Source organism: Streptococcus castoreus DSM 17536, from assembly GCF_000425025.1.
Taxonomy (GTDB): Bacteria; Bacillota; Bacilli; order Lactobacillales; family Streptococcaceae; genus Streptococcus; species Streptococcus castoreus.
Window position 1 is genome coordinate 22,130 of the sequence record NZ_AUKZ01000018.1, and the last position, 13,691, is coordinate 35,820.

A 13,691-nucleotide genomic window follows, 5' to 3' on the forward strand; every position below is an offset into this window, starting at 1 on the left:
TGACCCTCCCACCGGTTCCACGGCAGAAAAATTGAGTCGATTTTTTTCGACCGGGGGGTGTCCTTTCGTTTTTTATTTTCACTACCACTCAAAAGTCTCATCATCCCAACGACTTTCCTTCTTTTGATAGCGTCCGTGACGTCTATTATGACAGTCTTTGCACAAAGTCCTAAGGTTATCTAAGTCTAAGGCTAGCTCTGGATAGTCCCTAACCTCTTTGATGTGGTCTACTTCTAGGTTAGTTGCTGTCCTCTTTCCATTCTGCCTGCACCAAACACACTCTCTCTTATCTCTGATGATTGCAATCTCTCTGAGCTTCCTCCACTCTGTCTTGTGGTAGAAGGTGCGATACATAGACTCTTTGCTTGTCGTATCAATCTTAATCATTGGCAATTACCTTTTCGTAATGCTGTCTGTTAAGCTCAACAAACCAATCTCTCACCTTTTGTTGTGTCTGCGACTTAGCATAATCGAGATACTTTGCACCAGCGCTTGTCATGTTTAGTATGCGATGCACATAAACATCTTTGATAAGCTGCATCATGTTGCTATCTGTGTTGTTAATCATGTGTGTGATTGCTGCTAGCCACGCAAAATAGACACGACAATCAAGATCATTAAACCTATTAAGACCTGTCTCCTGTTCTCTTTCCACTAACATTTGTAATAAGATTGGGTTGAGTGGATTTCCTTGAGACTTCTTGTAGTATCTTTGTAGCCACATAATGTGATGGCTAAACTCTTTTTCTATTTTTGTTTTTCGCATTACATTTCCTAGCCATAAATAATTATTATTTTTTAAAACATGGATAATCGTGTTCCCTTTTAAATTGATCGTGATACACTATCCATTCAGATGGCACCAAACTTCCTTCGTTAAAATGCTGATACCATTTCCAAGCCCACTCGATTCCATTGTGGATGCTTTTGGGTCTTACTTCGCAATATTTGTTAGCGATAAACATTATCATTCCTTTTGGCGCTATTTTGTACATAACAATCCACCTTTACTTGTTTAGCAATCTATTTGCATCTCTAGCTTTATTTAAAAGCATTGTTGTTTGAATTTTACTCAGTTTTTTAACAGTATAAATTGGATCAGTAGAACCATAAGCATAGACTTTATTGGTTTCCCCTTCCAAGAGTTTTTTTGTATATGGATAACGTTTAGGTCTCATTTATTTTTCCTCTCTCAATGTCACATATCTTATATATTGTTAAATTCCCACATAGCGACTAAATCAACTATGATTACTGAGCTACACTCAAATTCCTAAAAAGGTAATGCAACATTTTTTCGTTTTGTGTTATTAAGTAAAACTAAAAAAATATTATAGGCTGAAATCAGCCACTGCATCATCTATTTTTTCTTGGTTAATGCCAATGTATCTTAAAGTAATATCTGGTGAAGAATGATTAAACATCTCCATCAGCATGGCTATATCTTGAGTTTTTTGGTACATGTGATAACCAAATGATTTTCTCATGCTGTGTGTTCCAATGTGATGTATGCCAAATTGCTTAGCAGCCTTATTTAGTATTTTCCATGCTTGCTCTCGACTTATTGGTTTCTTCTGGCCCTCTTTTCCTGGCTCAGTACATTTTTTTTGGCTCTCGAATAAGTAATCCCAAGACTTTAATTGCTTATCTTTGATATACTTATCTATCTCTCGTCTGAGAGTTTTATTAATTGGAAACCGTTTTTGCTTACCTGTCTTTTGCTCGATAATATCTATATAGTTGCCAGCAGTGACATCCTTAACTTTGAGAGGTAAAATATCACCTATTCGCAAACCAGTATTTAATCCAAACAGTAACAGTAGAAAATTTCTTGGATTCCAACCTTTCAAATAGTCTTTCATCATATCAATCTGATCAGTGTCTCTGATTGGCTGTACTATCTTCAATCTGTCTCACCTCCTACAAACAAAAAGACAAGAACGGATTGTCCTTGCCTTTTACTCAGAAATAATGATATTCAATAATTCACGCTATCATAATAACTTCTTTTTTGTGGCACTACAATATGCTTTTAGTGCCAACCTTTCAATTTAGCGTAAATTTTTAAAATTGCTTTACGCTTGCGGTAGATTGATGACTTACTACAATTGATGTAAAACATGACTTCCTCCCAACTATATTGATGATTAAGCCAATGTAAAGAAAATATTTCTTTCTGCTCATTATCCATTTCCTCAATAAGTTTTTGGACAGTCTCTTTAAAAATATCCATGTTGCGTAAAATCAGGTCATCACTCCACTTCTCAACTATCATATCTGGATGATTGAGAAGACCGTTTGTGCGATAAGTTATAAAGTTAATGCCATCTTTGGACATCAATTCCATCTGTCTTGTTGCAATAGATTTGTCAATATCTTTGAATTGCATCAACTCCTTATCGAGTAAATCGTAATCTTTTTTGGATAGTTTCATTTTTACCCCACTTATCACTGCCCCTTATTTGTGATGACTTCGCCAGATGTCTGTACCTCAACCCAGCCATGTTTATACCTAGCTTCGGCTTCTTTCATTTTTATTAAATTGTCGGTGATTGATGCAGCCTTTGTATTGTTGGATTCAGCTTCTCCTTTGGCTTTAATCACTTGAGCATCCGCCTCTGCTTGAGCCTGTATTTGCTTGGTTTCAGCTTCAATTTTAGCTTTTTCTTTGTCTTGTTTAGCTGAATCTACTTGCTTTTGCTTAACAGACTCATCTTTGATAGCTTTTTCAATTTCATCTCCTGCATCTTGATCAGTTAGGGTTACCGATACAAGCTCAATAGATTCTTTCGCTAACCGTTCAGATAATGATTTTTCAATTTCTGCATACAGTTCATTACGTTTGGAGCCTAGAGCTTCGTAAATATCATAGTTAACTGTCACTTGCTCAACTGCTCTTTGAACGGCTGCTTTTATGAGTGATTTATTGACATTTTCCATACTCTGATAGTCCTTAAAGACATTCATAGCATTTTTTTCAGACACTCGATATTTGACATCAAGTGTCGTATCTAGCCATTGAGCATCCTCTGTTTGAGTGGTAATCTTTTTGATTTTCTTTTGTTGCACACTGGTAGGCATCTTGTAGATTTTATCAATAAAAGGCACTTTTAAATGATAACCAGTTGATAATGTTTGCTTTTGTACACCCGAAGTTGCAGATACCTTTACGCCAACTGTATTCGCTGGAATACGTGTTACCGCAGTTGTTCTGAAAAATACACCACCAATAATAAGAAATGCGATTGTAAATACTAATTTTTCTTCTTTTTTCATCTTTATTCTCCTATTCCAAAGTCCAAGTAATATATAAACACAACAATATTAATAAAATAGAGTCTGCATCATTTCCATTGATTTTTCCTAAAAAAGCAATTTCTAACGCTTTCCAAATCCAATCAATCACAATAAAATGTAGGATGAATGTCAGAAATGCGTTAAACTTACCGTTTATCTTTATTTTCATTGAAAAAATTCCTTCCCTTTTTCAACTACTTCTTTGAGGTAATCTTTATTGTAAGAATCTTGAATATCATCAATATTGATTTGTTTCAATACCTCATAAATGGGCTGATTATAATCACAACAATGTAAATGCCACATCTGGTTTTCTTTAATAATATTCCTATCAAAGCCACAAGAACTTTGAGCAGCGGCAAAAATTAAGTTTACTAGTATATCTTCTTCAAGAGTAATAGTAATATGAGACATTTTTATCCTCCACATGACTTATATAACTGTTTTCTAGATTCTTTCCACTTAATCAACCTACCACACTCATCATTTTTCCAATCATTTGGAATACGAGCTGATGGGTCCTGAACCCTGACAACTTTTTCTTTGATAACAATTTGAGGTTTTGTATCCCATCCTGCAAGCCATGCTGGTTCAACGTTAAATGCCAATGCGATTTTCTCAATCTGTTTTAAACTTGGATTTGAATTTTGAGACTCATAGTTAGCTATCATATTTTTGTTAACGTGAGCTTTAGCAGCAAAAGCACTTTGAGTTAAGCCTAATGCTTGACGTAAGTATTTAATTCTTAGTTTCATCCGATTTTAACCCCATATTTTCTACGAGATAACCGGGCTTTAGCTACCCTTCTCATATCCTTCCACGTCACATCAACAACTTTTTGAGTTAGCTCTATATTCGACTGTTTGAGTCTGGCAATACAAGCTTCGTTATCTTCCAACTCTTTATAGCATCTGCTTTTCTCTGATTCTAAAAAGTTGATATAGTCAAGGGTTGACTGTAATGCCTGAACCCCACTCGTGTCAATAGTCATATTTTCTGGTTTTATACCTTCGCCTTGTAAATATATCATTTATTAATTACTCCTAAAATGGTAAGTCTGGTTCTGGTCCATAGTCTGGCATATTATCAGCTAAGCTATTTGTGTTAGCTGTATTATCACGCTTCTCTAAAATTTGAAAACTTTCGGCAACCACTTCTGTTACATAAACACGTTGTCCTTGTTGGTTTTCGTAATTACGTGTCTGAATACGACCCGTAATTCCGATTAAGGCACCTTTTTTTGCCCAGTTTGCTAGATTTTCAGCAGGTTGGCGCCAGATCACACAGTTAATAAAATCAGCTTCTCGTTCTCCGTTTTGCTCTTTAAATCTGCGGTTAACTGCAAGCGTGAAGGTGGCCACAGCTACTTGACTTGGTGTGTAACGAAGTTCTGCATCCTTGGTCATGCGACCTACAAGCACAATATTATTAATCATTTTTTAGTCCTGCTCTCTTTTTTAATTTATTAATCAAATCATCAGTCGACACAATCTGTTCTGTATGCAAATCTTCAAGTGATTTAACTTTTAAGGTATCGGTTAGCCATTTTGTTAGCTCTTCGACATTTTGATTTGTGGTTTTCGCAATATCATTTAAATCAGACTTGTAAGTCTCGACTTGGATATTGCTGATTTTTGGTGTTTGATATCCTGTCTTTTGTGTTTTTTTAGTTATAGCTTTTAGCGATTGGCTGGAATTGTTTGGTTTACTAGCTTCGTTGCCGTCATCATCTTGATCGCTTGTTATCCCGAAAATTGCCGATAGTGCATAGCGTTTTGCGTAAGTGATAGCCGAACCAGCGCCTTGTACATCATTTTTTGTAGGTTTAACACTTAAAGGCCCGTACTCCACCCACTCGCCGCTCGTGTGCATGACAAGCGTTGCAACATCGATATAACCGTTTTCTGCGTTTGTTGTCGGATCCTGCGAAAAAGATATTCCGTTGTTAGCAAAAGCTGTCGTAATTGCTTCTGTAACATTTTCAAGTGGTACGTATTTGCTTTTAAAAAATGGGTTATCCTTGTCTTTTAATGGTTGTTTTACTTCTAGCTGGGCTTTACAAAACGCTTTAGCGTATTCTGTTATACTTTCTGATTTTTTCATCTACTTTACCTGCAAGCTTTCTGTTTCGATTAGTTCAACTCCAGATACTTCTATTCCAGATTTCAAAGCTTTCGAGATTTCAGATTTCATTGGTTTGTATTCGATTTTTTCTTGCATGTAAGCAAGAGGAATTTTTGTTTCATCTAAAATTTCAACTTTTTTGCTTCTTCGCAAAGATACCTTAAACATTCCAGCGTCAACTTTTTTCTTCCGGCTCAATTCCATTGCGAGCCTAATCGTCTCTTTGTATTTTTCAGCTTTAGCTTCTGCTTGCTTTTGCTTTTTGTAAAAAGCTTCTTTTTCAGCTTTATACATTTCGACGTCAGCCTGCACATTTTTTAACATTTTGACAAAATATTCAATGTTGTTTTCTAAATCCGTCTGAAAATCAATACTGTCAAGTGTATCTTGGAATGTTTCTTCGTCTAAATCCATTGACTGTAATTGTGCGTAAATACCTTCTAATTCGTATAAATAAGCCATGTTATTTCCTCTGTCTGTGTCTTAACTGCCAATTTTCGGCCCTTAATCTTCTGTTTTCATTTGCTAACTGGACAACTCTATTTTGTAACTTGTCTATCTCTTGCCCGAGCAGAGCTTGGACCTCAAAATAGTTGCTCTCCCAGTCATCGCTAAATTTAAAATCTGATTTTCCCATGTTTAATCATCTAAAATGTGTTGCTTAGTGGACCACTTGCTGTCAATCCTGCGATTAACGATTAGCTCTGGCCATACATCAAATTCCGTCTCGATATAGTCCATCAAGTCCTCATCCGTATAGTCTTTAAATTCTTGATAAGTCCGCTTTAGCGTAGGTTCTTCACTGCCTCTAAGACAGTCAATCGTAAAGATAAGCGCATCTCTAAAATTGCTGTCAAAGGTTACGAGCTCGCCGTTAATTCTGATTTCGACCATTTCGCACCTCGCTAGCGGCTTTTGCGAACTCGTTTAAATCGACAGATTCAACCGCTTTTATTCGCTTAATCTCTGACCTGACCTGACTTTTATTGGCTCTAAGACCTTCTTGACGTTCCATTTTTGTAGTTGGCAGGTAATAGCCGCCGTCTTTTTGCTTGCTAGCGACAACAGGTACCCCTTTCTGGATTAAGTCATAAACAATCTGTCTAACCTCTCTATCGGTTAACCCAAAAGTCTTTCTAATTTCCTCGTTAGACACCTTGCGTTCCGCTCCCATTGGGATAAAGCAAAACACTCGCTTTTCTAAGTTTGTTAAATGATTTAGTAACCCCATATATCTCTCCTAAAACGTTACTTTTGAGCATTCTCTCCATGCTCTCAATTCTTCGATTTTCTTTGCTCGGACATCTTCGTCTAGCGCCATGATTTTTGCAGCATGTTCCTCGGATAGCCCGAAAAATGTTGTTAGTGTCAATTCCATAGTTTCATCCTTTCGTCCTCCATGCCATCAAATTCCATGATATGACTTTTGTCGCAGCCTTTTCTGATACGGGATGCAATTCTCTCTCCATAAATTTTTCTGATTTCGGCAGGTGTCAGATTGGTAGTAATGATTGTATTGGTACGCTTATTAAGTAAGCTGTAAATAATACTTGTGGACCAGTCACTAACTTTTTCGGCACCTAGATCATCTAGCACCAGATAATCGACATCTTTTAGCTTATCCATCCAAAATGCTTCCTTGCTAAAGTCTCGCTTTATCTCTGACAGTAAGTCAGTAACATTTACAAGTAATCCCAATTTTTTAGTTTTGTCAGACAGCCCCCTAATGATGCTATAAGCTAAATGGCTTTTCCCTCGTCCTGCTTTGCCAGTCATGATGATGTTTCCCTTGCCGCCAATAAACCAATCGTTAGCCATCGCCTTAGCCCAAGAGAGTACCTCTTTATGTTTAGCCGTTTCTGCCCTAAAATTATCAAATGAGGCATTCTCTAATTCGCTGTCCATAATTGACAACTTTTTGAGATAGTACAGTCGTTTATTTTCAAGCTCTTTCTCATATTGCTTTTGAACGTGTAAGTTGTTTTGATTTTCAAGCTCTTCTTTGTGACATTGCGGACACATTGTCAAACCAGTTTTAAGGATTGTGATATAGTTGCAACTGTGTTTTTCACAGACAGCATCTTCTTTCTTGGTGTTTTGTTGATAAGATATAGCGATTTTAGCAAGTGCGTTTTCATCACCAAGTATCATATTCCGATACCTCTTCTTGTTTAGATTTTCTGGATTTCTCTTTAACCTCTATTTGCTCAATTGTTGTGATATTGTCGTCTTTCCAATTGCGCAAGATCCCACTAGAATAATTTAAATTTGTTTTTCCTTGGAGCTTAGTTCTTTTAATAGCTTCTTTTACAATTTGTTCTTGATAATTGAGATTATTTAACCAATCATTAATAGTTTCGATTTCCGAAGGAGACAACAACCGACCAAACTCATTTTGTATAAAATCAAATATACTGTTAGTAGTTGTCTTATCTTTACTTGTATTATATTTACTTGTATTGTCTTTACTTATATTGGGTTTACCACTGGTTGCCGATTGGTTGCCGATTGGTAGACCAACTAATAAATCTTTATAAACGCTAGGAGTATATCTATCTCGTCGTATGGTGTTCTGCTCACGAAAATCCGTTAAGAAGTAAACCATTTCGTCATTCAAGGGTTTTATGAATTGTTTTATAACCAGCAACCCCAAGCTATCTTCGCTAGAACCAATCATTCTAACAACCGGAAAAGCTTCGACAACCCCATCATCGTCAGCGTTTTGTATTAAATGAAAATATAAAGCTTGTGTTTCCAATGGAAGTCTTAAAAATTTTTGTGTCTGAGTGACTGTTTTGCTAATCATTCTTCTATTACCCAATTTATCCTCCTAACTTGTAGTCCACTAGTGCGATAAAGTGGTTTAACTTTGCCTTATCTCTTGTTTCTAATTTGCTTTTGTCAATCTGTTTTAGTAAGTAGTTAACGCAGAATTTTTTAATCATCTTCTAGCACCAATCCCTCTAATCGCTTATCATAGCTAGACACAAACCATTCTTTCAATTCCTTGTAAAGTTCTACTGCTTGGTCATATTCCTCAGGCAATACTTCCTTATTTTGACTTTTACCAAAGACATTTAGGACAAGCAAACGAATATGATTGTGCACGTCATGTGTTGTAATTTTGCTATAACTAATATCGTTGTCCACACCAAAAACTTTTGGTGTCTGATTGAATACGTGTTTTTCTGGTTTATAAGCACGTTCACGATTTAATTTCTTGAGTACTTTTGGATATTTTTCATTGATCGGAATCAATTCATCATCAAAGCTGACATCTTTGAATAGCCCTTGCGGTGTGCGTTTTTCTTTCGCTTGTTTCATGCGCTCAGCTACTAATTCATTTAATTCTTCTTCAGTTAATGTGTAAGTTTTAGCCATATTGTTTTCCTCTTACTATTTTGTTATATTTAAAATAAAATACTTGGAGAAGTGTATGATTGATTACTATTCTTTATACAAAAATTCACTTGAAGCCATCGGATATCATAAGTTGGATACGGGTGTAGATTTACTTCAATACCTTATTGCAACAGAAGAAGGAAAAAGGATATATTCTCAATACCCTTATCGAGAAGTTGAAGAAATTATTTTTTACACCCTAGATTGTTTGATCCAACAAGATTTAGTTACTGCCACAGAAATGCCGAGATTAGATAGGCGAATATATACAATTGACGGTCTGACACCAAAAGGCATGTATTTTCTTGGATATATCGGGCAGGTAGAAACCGAGGTTATCGAATGGCTTAATGAATTTGGAGTTTCGCAAAATCCAGAATCAATCTATAACGCTCTGAGATACATTATTTATTAGATTTATAGAAATGCTTTTTCTCCCAGTCCAATGTTTTATTAGCCATCTCAGCCTCCTTTGCCATATCCGCCATCTTAGGTGTTCTATGGTCATCAAAATCTGTAACTACTAGACTTAGTGTAATGAGTTTCTCTCCGCATCTCTCAGCTAATTTAGCGGTTTCTGGTCTAGCTCCAGTAAGTCGTATTCCATTCAAATAGACATTAAAATCTGTACAGACTACCGTTACTTTTTGATGATTTTCTAGTTTTGAATTATCCATTGTGTTCCTCCTATTTTTGGGTACAATAAAAACCCTTATCTAAACAACAAGGGCGCAAAAAATACCCTTGTCAGGTTGACTGAAAAGGGTACACATGATAATATATTTGTGTACCTGTTTTCAGGTCGGGGACTCTGTAACGTATCAGCTCGCCAAAGTAGATTACGTTGCAGGGTCATTTTTTATTTTAGGTCATCAACAGCTTTTCTAATAACTTCAGATGTGGTAAGATTGTTCTTTTGAGAATAGTCTTTTATTTTTTGACTTTGCTCATCATTAAACCTTATCGTCACACGAAGATTCTTAGGGTCAGTTGTCGGGCGACCTATTTTTCGTTGATTGTCAGTCATAACTCCTCCTTTCGTCTGACATAATTATTATAACTCTTTTGTCAGACATAAGTCAACCCCTAAATCAAACTTTTTTAATATTTTTTCAAGGTACCCTATTCAGTTGTCAAAGGACTATGTGTTTTCTACCAAACCTGCTTACCAGGTAAACCATGCAGCTGGTTGTATCTACGTGCACTAGCTTCCCAGCCGTTATTTTCAATCGTCCATTTTGGTTTTTCATCTTGTTTTTTTGGTTTTGCAAAAATAAAATCTAATAGTTTCATGTTATACTCCTCGACCTCGTCCAAAAGTCTTAATATTTGTTATTTAGCCAAGCTATGATTTCAGCTTTTTTCCAACGGACAGCCGGCAATTCCTTTGGAAAATTTTTGTCGTATCTGTAGTATTTGTCAAAAGTGCTGGGGCTCATGTTAAGCCTCTCTGCTACTTTTTCTCTAGTCCATAATTCAGCGTTGAGTTCGTCTAATTTCATTTGGACTAACCTATCAACTGTTTTTTCGATAATTTCTTTTATCCAGTCGGACAAACTCATTAAGATATTGTCCATAGCGATCTCCTTGTGGTATAATTAAGTAAATTAATCTAGTTTTGAGTCCGATTCCCGTCGGACTTTTTTGTTGTATATAAATTCTTCTATGCCCCCTCTTTCTGCTATAATTGATTTATGACAAACCATCTATTCCTTATGAAGTCGTTAGTCAAATATGCTAGAAAGGAGGATAAATTACATGGTTGATAAATATATTCCTGGTCGTTATATTCAAAGAGAAATCGACGAAATTATTGAATTGGTTCGTGATAGAAGTAAGTTCGAACCAGTTAGAGTTCGTGAAGTCCAGGAACATATTCAAAAAATTCTTATTCAACATGAAGCTGAGATTCTTGCTCGTTTAGAAGAAAATCAAGATCAAAAGGCTTCAGAAAACTCAAATGATATTTTTTAGCTTCTTCTATTTTTTTCTTTAGTGTTTCGGATGCTGTTGGTGCTAAAGAATTTAACTCTTCAATAGCCAATCTATAACTTGCGACTCTTTCTTGACTCGGAAAGGGTCTTTTTTGTGTATACGGATATCGTTTTGGTCTCATGGGGTTCCTTTCTGTTGTATAATTTAGTTATCCTATTAGGAAGGAGGGAAGGTTATGATTTCAAAAGAACAAATTGCTCACGATTTGGCTATTGCTATGATGACTGCTGAATTTTCTCAAGAAAAATATCATCATGTAAGCTTTACTCAAATCACAAAATATAAAGATTATTACAAACGATTTTTATCTGAATTGTGATGTAAAACATCTAAGTAATCTTTATTTGCCTCTGTTAGATGACTTAAGCAAGTGTTTAGCATATGTGCGCTGTAGTCGTCTTCAGAGATTTTAATTTCGTCTAATACTGTTTGCATTAAATTTAAAAATTTGTTTTGTGTTTCGTTCATGCCATCTCCTTTTTAAACTGGTAGATATTCCTGATTAAGGAACTTATTAATAAAGTATTGTTGCCCCTTACCAGTAACTTTTGGGGTTACATTTGTTGTGGTGTGACCGTCAGAGTGATTGATAGCTGTTTTTTTGAGTTCAAACAATCCAAGTTGCATACTTTTTTGCGTTGGCTGATTCCAAGACTCACCGCGTCTGCTAATTAAATAGCCGTTGGCTCGTAACCACTGAAAGAGCTTATTCTGACCAATATTGATCCCATTCTGTTTCAGGATTTTAGCTAACTCACCAATCAGACAAGATGATTTGCTAGCACTCACAGCGTCTGCAAATAGTACCTTAGGCTTATCTTTTTCAATCTTCGTTTCTAAACGTTTAACCTGCTCCGTTAGACCTTGTAAAAAGTTCCCTAACGCATTAGGATTCGTCAATAAGTCCACTGCTTTATAGTCTGTGACGTAAGCACCATGCTTGCGGATAGCTGGTAGCACTTCGCTTGTGACCCAGCGTTTGAATTCTTTCGCTTGTGGAAGTTTGCTTGACAAGATTAATGAGTAGAGACCAGATTCGTTGATGATTGTCATTTCTCTATCTTGACCTGAGGTACCGAAACGGTACTTCAGCTTATCTTCTTCTTCAACATGCCGATTAATATCTCGACTACCATTTTGATACCCTAAGATATCTGCTACATCCTTACCCACAAAGTAAGGTTCACCATTAATCGTTACTGTTCGGACTTCTCGTCCTTTAAAGTTAAAAATCTCTTGCATACTGTCCTTTCTAGTGTTGTGTTGCCTATTGATTTACACGGTTAAACCGTGTTTTGTTGGTAAAAAAATAATATCAGAGTAGTTGACATCGTATAGTTTCTCTATTTTATTTATTTCAATAGCATCTGGAAATGTTTTTGCATTTTCCCAATTGCTTAATTTCGAAACTGAAATTTTTAGTTTTTTAGCTGCTGTTTTTTGGTTCCAATTCTTCGAAACCCTAAGCATTTTCAACGTCATTTTCGTCATTCCCCCACCCCCTTTCTATGTGGTATAATTTAAATAAAAATGTGAGGTAAAAAATGTACAAGGATTTATTCAAAATATTAAATATAATTCAGTTGATGACAATAGTCATCATTGTTGGAGTATCTCTCTTTTGGATGACAAAACTAGTACTTCTAGTAGATTTCGACTGGGTCACAGATAGCTATTTCATTATATCCAGTAAATTTAATTGGGTTAAATTCCTCACTCAATTTATAATCATTGATTTAATATTTGTTTTACCTCTTCTAACACTGGATTATATTTATTATTCATTAAATGCTGAAATAAAAAAGAAATATGCTAAATTAGTAGAAATAAGTAATGCTCTGTATGTTTCATTTGCCACTGTAATCACTCTTTCTCTGACTGCCAATGAATTAGTGTTTACTTTCATCACCTCCACCATTGCTTTTATCGCCCTTGTAATACCTATCTTTAAGCTTGTTTTCAAGCAACGAAAATAAATTGAATACAAAAACAAGTACGAGAGAATGTATTGACATTAATAGAGTTCCGCAAACTAATACAAATAATATTTGAAAGACTATTATTTTTTCACCTCCTACTCCCTCATGGGAGTTTTTATTTTGTAACAAACCAAGCAATCATCCAAGCGATACCACCTAACACCAATAGCGCTGGCAATAAGCCACCTTCAAATTCAATGCTTGTTTTTTCCTTGCTGTCACGACTGGTAAACGTGTGTTCTAAGTCGCCAAGCATTAGCTTTTTCCAATTCATTTTGTGCCTCCTAAAAATGTTATAATCAACTTATCCTAACGGAAAGGAGGATAAGCTAATGAAAATTTCTAACTCAAAAGACTTAGCTCTCGCTATTGTCGCTTCTTCTAGTCCTACTTTGTCTATCGAAGATAAAATCAAACTTTATGAAGATTCTGTAGAAGCTATTAAGCAACATAATTTACCTTTCGTTGAAGCCGAAAAGCAAGAACAAATCAATAATGGTAAAGTTATAGCCGAAGCTTATGACCGTGGCGAATCATTGTTTCGATAAGTAGTCGCCAATTTCGAGGAACCCTTTAGCAAGTTCGCACCTTGTTAAGGGGTCTTCTGCGTTTACGAAATCTCGCAAAATTTGCATGTGCATATCTTTTAGCACTCCGATAAATTTTTCATTTCGTTCACTCATAACCTCTCCTTTCATTCTTGCGGAGATACAGCCAATGTGCTAAACTAAACTTACCCCGTTAGGGGAGAGGGCTACTTAGCCCTCTTGGTATTGTCACCACTCTATTGAGTAGTGAACCCTAAGCTTAAACCAAAGGATCTTGATTTCGACTTCTAGTTCTTTGTGTTTAGGCTTTTTGTTTAGCCTCGACTTCATCAGCTGTACCTCCTTT

Annotated in this window: 29 protein-coding genes and 1 pseudogene; 4 read left to right on the top strand and 26 right to left on the bottom strand. The window is 35.9% G+C overall.

Translation table 11 applies throughout. The annotated features are described in order from the left end of the window. Nucleotides 1-81 precede the first annotated feature (81 nt). The 17 genes and pseudogenes from H346_RS0106005 to H346_RS0106110 all read right to left on the bottom strand — a co-directional run bounded on the left by H346_RS0106005 (nt 82) and on the right by H346_RS0106110 (nt 8,802). Nucleotides 82-387 (bottom strand): HNH endonuclease, encoded by a 306-nt coding sequence (locus tag H346_RS0106005; RefSeq protein ID WP_037562732.1) that lies wholly within the window; start codon nt 385-387, stop codon nt 82-84. Next, nucleotides 380-766 (bottom strand): hypothetical protein, encoded by a 387-nt coding sequence (locus tag H346_RS0106010; RefSeq protein ID WP_027970296.1) that lies wholly within the window; start codon nt 764-766, stop codon nt 380-382. Before H346_RS0106010 ends, H346_RS0106005 begins: the two co-directional genes overlap by 8 nt. A 241-nt stretch (nt 767-1,007) precedes the next feature. Beyond that, nucleotides 1,008-1,178: a hypothetical protein gene (locus H346_RS10650; protein WP_167320973.1), complete on the bottom strand. Its 171-nt coding sequence runs from the start codon at nt 1,176-1,178 to the stop codon at nt 1,008-1,010. Between the two features lie 153 nt (nt 1,179-1,331). Next, on the bottom strand, nt 1,332-1,907 hold the full coding sequence (locus tag H346_RS0106025) for a site-specific integrase (RefSeq protein WP_027970298.1): 576 nt from the start codon (nt 1,905-1,907) through the stop codon (nt 1,332-1,334). 125 nt (nt 1,908-2,032) lie between these two features. Continuing rightward, entirely contained in the window at nt 2,033-2,434 is a 402-nt protein-coding gene (locus tag H346_RS0106030; protein ID WP_027970299.1) for a hypothetical protein, read from the bottom strand. A gap of 14 nt (nt 2,435-2,448) precedes the next feature. Beyond that, on the bottom strand, nt 2,449-3,276 hold the full coding sequence (locus H346_RS0106035) for a prohibitin family protein (RefSeq protein ID WP_027970300.1): 828 nt from the start codon (nt 3,274-3,276) through the stop codon (nt 2,449-2,451). Between the two features lie 186 nt (nt 3,277-3,462). Next, nucleotides 3,463-3,711: a hypothetical protein gene (locus H346_RS0106045; protein ID WP_027970301.1), complete on the bottom strand. Its 249-nt coding sequence runs from the start codon at nt 3,709-3,711 to the stop codon at nt 3,463-3,465. A 2-nt stretch (nt 3,712-3,713) separates the two neighbouring features. After that, a complete protein-coding gene (locus H346_RS0106050) occupies nt 3,714-4,052 on the bottom strand; it encodes a helix-turn-helix domain-containing protein (RefSeq protein WP_003057278.1) in 339 nt (112 codons plus the stop codon). After that, nucleotides 4,049-4,327 (bottom strand): hypothetical protein, encoded by a 279-nt coding sequence (locus H346_RS0106055; protein ID WP_027970302.1) that lies wholly within the window; start codon nt 4,325-4,327, stop codon nt 4,049-4,051. Before H346_RS0106055 ends, H346_RS0106050 begins: the two co-directional genes overlap by 4 nt. Nucleotides 4,328-4,415: 88 nt before the next feature. After that, nucleotides 4,416-4,733 (bottom strand): annotated as a pseudogene (gene ssb, locus H346_RS0106060) (single-stranded DNA-binding protein); the annotation flags it as partial. Next, nucleotides 4,726-5,400, bottom strand: coding sequence for an ERF family protein (locus tag H346_RS0106065; RefSeq protein ID WP_027970304.1), 675 nt, complete (start codon nt 5,398-5,400; stop codon nt 4,726-4,728). The gene H346_RS0106065 and the pseudogene ssb, both read right to left, overlap by 8 nt. Beyond that, complete coding sequence (locus tag H346_RS0106070) at nt 5,401-5,883, bottom strand: siphovirus Gp157 family protein (RefSeq protein WP_027970305.1); 483 nt, start codon at nt 5,881-5,883, stop codon at nt 5,401-5,403. A gap of 177 nt (nt 5,884-6,060) precedes the next feature. After that, entirely contained in the window at nt 6,061-6,315 is a 255-nt protein-coding gene (locus H346_RS0106080; RefSeq protein WP_027970306.1) for a hypothetical protein, read from the bottom strand. Then, a complete protein-coding gene (locus H346_RS0106085) occupies nt 6,296-6,652 on the bottom strand; it encodes a hypothetical protein (RefSeq protein WP_027970307.1) in 357 nt (118 codons plus the stop codon). Before H346_RS0106085 ends, H346_RS0106080 begins: the two co-directional genes overlap by 20 nt. 137 nt (nt 6,653-6,789) lie before the next feature. Then, nucleotides 6,790-7,572, bottom strand: coding sequence for an ATP-binding protein (locus H346_RS0106095; RefSeq protein ID WP_027970308.1), 783 nt, complete (start codon nt 7,570-7,572; stop codon nt 6,790-6,792). Continuing rightward, a complete protein-coding gene (locus H346_RS0106100) occupies nt 7,559-8,242 on the bottom strand; it encodes a DnaD domain-containing protein (RefSeq protein ID WP_016480518.1) in 684 nt (227 codons plus the stop codon). The genes H346_RS0106095 and H346_RS0106100 overlap by 14 nt, the downstream gene beginning before the upstream one ends. A gap of 116 nt (nt 8,243-8,358) precedes the next feature. Then, the gene (locus H346_RS0106110) at nt 8,359-8,802 is read right to left on the bottom strand and encodes a hypothetical protein (protein WP_027970309.1); all 444 of its coding nucleotides are present in this window, start codon (nt 8,800-8,802) and stop codon (nt 8,359-8,361) included. A 55-nt stretch (nt 8,803-8,857) separates the two neighbouring features. Here H346_RS0106110 and H346_RS0106115 point away from each other — a divergent pair, with 55 nt between their 5' ends. Next, a complete protein-coding gene (locus tag H346_RS0106115; protein ID WP_000568478.1) occupies nt 8,858-9,238 on the top strand; it encodes a hypothetical protein in 381 nt (126 codons plus the stop codon). On the opposite strand, the gene H346_RS0106120 is transcribed toward H346_RS0106115, so the two are convergent. From H346_RS0106120 to H346_RS0106135, 4 genes are all read right to left on the bottom strand, one after another. Next, nucleotides 9,228-9,500: a hypothetical protein gene (locus tag H346_RS0106120; RefSeq protein ID WP_000370473.1), complete on the bottom strand. Its 273-nt coding sequence runs from the start codon at nt 9,498-9,500 to the stop codon at nt 9,228-9,230. The genes H346_RS0106115 and H346_RS0106120 overlap by 11 nt on opposite strands. 182 nt (nt 9,501-9,682) lie before the next feature. Next, complete coding sequence (locus tag H346_RS0106125; RefSeq protein ID WP_027970310.1) at nt 9,683-9,850, bottom strand: DUF6290 family protein; 168 nt, start codon at nt 9,848-9,850, stop codon at nt 9,683-9,685. A 125-nt stretch (nt 9,851-9,975) separates the two neighbouring features. After that, nucleotides 9,976-10,116, bottom strand: a complete 141-nt coding sequence (locus H346_RS10655) for a hypothetical protein (RefSeq protein ID WP_167320974.1) — start codon at nt 10,114-10,116, stop codon at nt 9,976-9,978. 29 nt (nt 10,117-10,145) lie between these two features. Next, entirely contained in the window at nt 10,146-10,400 is a 255-nt protein-coding gene (locus H346_RS0106135) for a helix-turn-helix transcriptional regulator (protein ID WP_027970311.1), read from the bottom strand. 181 nt (nt 10,401-10,581) lie between these two features. Here H346_RS0106135 and H346_RS0106140 point away from each other — a divergent pair, with 181 nt between their 5' ends. Continuing rightward, nucleotides 10,582-10,797, top strand: a complete 216-nt coding sequence (locus H346_RS0106140) for a hypothetical protein (protein WP_027970312.1) — start codon at nt 10,582-10,584, stop codon at nt 10,795-10,797. A gap of 196 nt (nt 10,798-10,993) precedes the next feature. After that, complete coding sequence (locus tag H346_RS10660) at nt 10,994-11,137, top strand: hypothetical protein (RefSeq protein WP_167320975.1); 144 nt, start codon at nt 10,994-10,996, stop codon at nt 11,135-11,137. Here H346_RS10660 and H346_RS10665 read toward each other — a convergent pair. The 4 genes from H346_RS10665 to H346_RS10510 form a co-directional block, all read right to left on the bottom strand. Continuing rightward, on the bottom strand, nt 11,110-11,286 hold the full coding sequence (locus H346_RS10665; RefSeq protein WP_167320976.1) for a hypothetical protein: 177 nt from the start codon (nt 11,284-11,286) through the stop codon (nt 11,110-11,112). The two genes, H346_RS10660 and H346_RS10665, sit on opposite strands and share 28 nt — an antisense overlap. A gap of 12 nt (nt 11,287-11,298) precedes the next feature. After that, nucleotides 11,299-12,060 (bottom strand): phage antirepressor KilAC domain-containing protein, encoded by a 762-nt coding sequence (locus H346_RS0106155; RefSeq protein WP_027970313.1) that lies wholly within the window; start codon nt 12,058-12,060, stop codon nt 11,299-11,301. Between the two features lie 33 nt (nt 12,061-12,093). Then, nucleotides 12,094-12,309 carry a helix-turn-helix domain-containing protein gene (locus H346_RS0106160; RefSeq protein ID WP_027970314.1) on the bottom strand — a complete coding sequence of 72 codons (216 nt, stop codon included), beginning with the start codon at nt 12,307-12,309 and terminating at the stop codon, nt 12,094-12,096. A gap of 603 nt (nt 12,310-12,912) precedes the next feature. After that, nucleotides 12,913-13,071, bottom strand: a complete 159-nt coding sequence (locus H346_RS10510) for a hypothetical protein (protein ID WP_156888862.1) — start codon at nt 13,069-13,071, stop codon at nt 12,913-12,915. A 58-nt stretch (nt 13,072-13,129) separates the two neighbouring features. Here H346_RS10510 and H346_RS0106175 point away from each other — a divergent pair, with 58 nt between their 5' ends. Next, nucleotides 13,130-13,345 carry a hypothetical protein gene (locus tag H346_RS0106175; RefSeq protein WP_027970316.1) on the top strand — a complete coding sequence of 72 codons (216 nt, stop codon included), beginning with the start codon at nt 13,130-13,132 and terminating at the stop codon, nt 13,343-13,345. Here the strand turns inward: H346_RS0106175 and H346_RS10670 are convergent. After that, nucleotides 13,331-13,480 carry a hypothetical protein gene (locus H346_RS10670; RefSeq protein ID WP_167320977.1) on the bottom strand — a complete coding sequence of 50 codons (150 nt, stop codon included), beginning with the start codon at nt 13,478-13,480 and terminating at the stop codon, nt 13,331-13,333. The two genes, H346_RS0106175 and H346_RS10670, sit on opposite strands and share 15 nt — an antisense overlap. Nucleotides 13,481-13,691: the final 211 nt, after the last annotated feature.

Coding starts and splice junctions, on each gene's coding strand:
- H346_RS0106010 (WP_027970296.1), bottom strand. CDS start 766: ATGCGAAAAACAAAAATAGAAAAAGAGTTTAGCCATCACATTATGTGG.
- H346_RS0106155 (WP_027970313.1), bottom strand. CDS start 12,060: ATGCAAGAGATTTTTAACTTTAAAGGACGAGAAGTCCGAACAGTAACG.
- H346_RS10510 (WP_156888862.1), bottom strand. CDS start 13,071: ATGAATTGGAAAAAGCTAATGCTTGGCGACTTAGAACACACGTTTACC.
- H346_RS10650 (WP_167320973.1), bottom strand. CDS start 1,178: ATGAGACCTAAACGTTATCCATATACAAAAAAACTCTTGGAAGGGGAA.
- H346_RS0106175 (WP_027970316.1), top strand. CDS start 13,130: ATGAAAATTTCTAACTCAAAAGACTTAGCTCTCGCTATTGTCGCTTCT.
- H346_RS0106095 (WP_027970308.1), bottom strand. CDS start 7,572: ATGATACTTGGTGATGAAAACGCACTTGCTAAAATCGCTATATCTTAT.
- H346_RS0106085 (WP_027970307.1), bottom strand. CDS start 6,652: ATGGGGTTACTAAATCATTTAACAAACTTAGAAAAGCGAGTGTTTTGC.
- H346_RS0106110 (WP_027970309.1), bottom strand. CDS start 8,802: ATGGCTAAAACTTACACATTAACTGAAGAAGAATTAAATGAATTAGTA.
- H346_RS0106135 (WP_027970311.1), bottom strand. CDS start 10,400: ATGGACAATATCTTAATGAGTTTGTCCGACTGGATAAAAGAAATTATC.
- H346_RS0106065 (WP_027970304.1), bottom strand. CDS start 5,400: ATGAAAAAATCAGAAAGTATAACAGAATACGCTAAAGCGTTTTGTAAA.
- H346_RS10655 (WP_167320974.1), bottom strand. CDS start 10,116: ATGAAACTATTAGATTTTATTTTTGCAAAACCAAAAAAACAAGATGAA.
- H346_RS0106125 (WP_027970310.1), bottom strand. CDS start 9,850: ATGACTGACAATCAACGAAAAATAGGTCGCCCGACAACTGACCCTAAG.
- H346_RS10670 (WP_167320977.1), bottom strand. CDS start 13,480: ATGAGTGAACGAAATGAAAAATTTATCGGAGTGCTAAAAGATATGCAC.
- H346_RS0106070 (WP_027970305.1), bottom strand. CDS start 5,883: ATGGCTTATTTATACGAATTAGAAGGTATTTACGCACAATTACAGTCA.
- H346_RS0106120 (WP_000370473.1), bottom strand. CDS start 9,500: ATGGATAATTCAAAACTAGAAAATCATCAAAAAGTAACGGTAGTCTGT.
- H346_RS0106055 (WP_027970302.1), bottom strand. CDS start 4,327: ATGATATATTTACAAGGCGAAGGTATAAAACCAGAAAATATGACTATT.
- H346_RS0106035 (WP_027970300.1), bottom strand. CDS start 3,276: ATGAAAAAAGAAGAAAAATTAGTATTTACAATCGCATTTCTTATTATT.
- H346_RS0106005 (WP_037562732.1), bottom strand. CDS start 387: ATGATTAAGATTGATACGACAAGCAAAGAGTCTATGTATCGCACCTTC.
- H346_RS10665 (WP_167320976.1), bottom strand. CDS start 11,286: ATGAACGAAACACAAAACAAATTTTTAAATTTAATGCAAACAGTATTA.
- H346_RS0106115 (WP_000568478.1), top strand. CDS start 8,858: ATGATTGATTACTATTCTTTATACAAAAATTCACTTGAAGCCATCGGA.
- H346_RS0106080 (WP_027970306.1), bottom strand. CDS start 6,315: ATGGTCGAAATCAGAATTAACGGCGAGCTCGTAACCTTTGACAGCAAT.
- H346_RS0106050 (WP_003057278.1), bottom strand. CDS start 4,052: ATGAAACTAAGAATTAAATACTTACGTCAAGCATTAGGCTTAACTCAA.
- H346_RS0106045 (WP_027970301.1), bottom strand. CDS start 3,711: ATGTCTCATATTACTATTACTCTTGAAGAAGATATACTAGTAAACTTA.
- H346_RS0106030 (WP_027970299.1), bottom strand. CDS start 2,434: ATGAAACTATCCAAAAAAGATTACGATTTACTCGATAAGGAGTTGATG.
- H346_RS10660 (WP_167320975.1), top strand. CDS start 10,994: ATGATTTCAAAAGAACAAATTGCTCACGATTTGGCTATTGCTATGATG.
- H346_RS0106160 (WP_027970314.1), bottom strand. CDS start 12,309: ATGACGAAAATGACGTTGAAAATGCTTAGGGTTTCGAAGAATTGGAAC.
- H346_RS0106140 (WP_027970312.1), top strand. CDS start 10,582: ATGGTTGATAAATATATTCCTGGTCGTTATATTCAAAGAGAAATCGAC.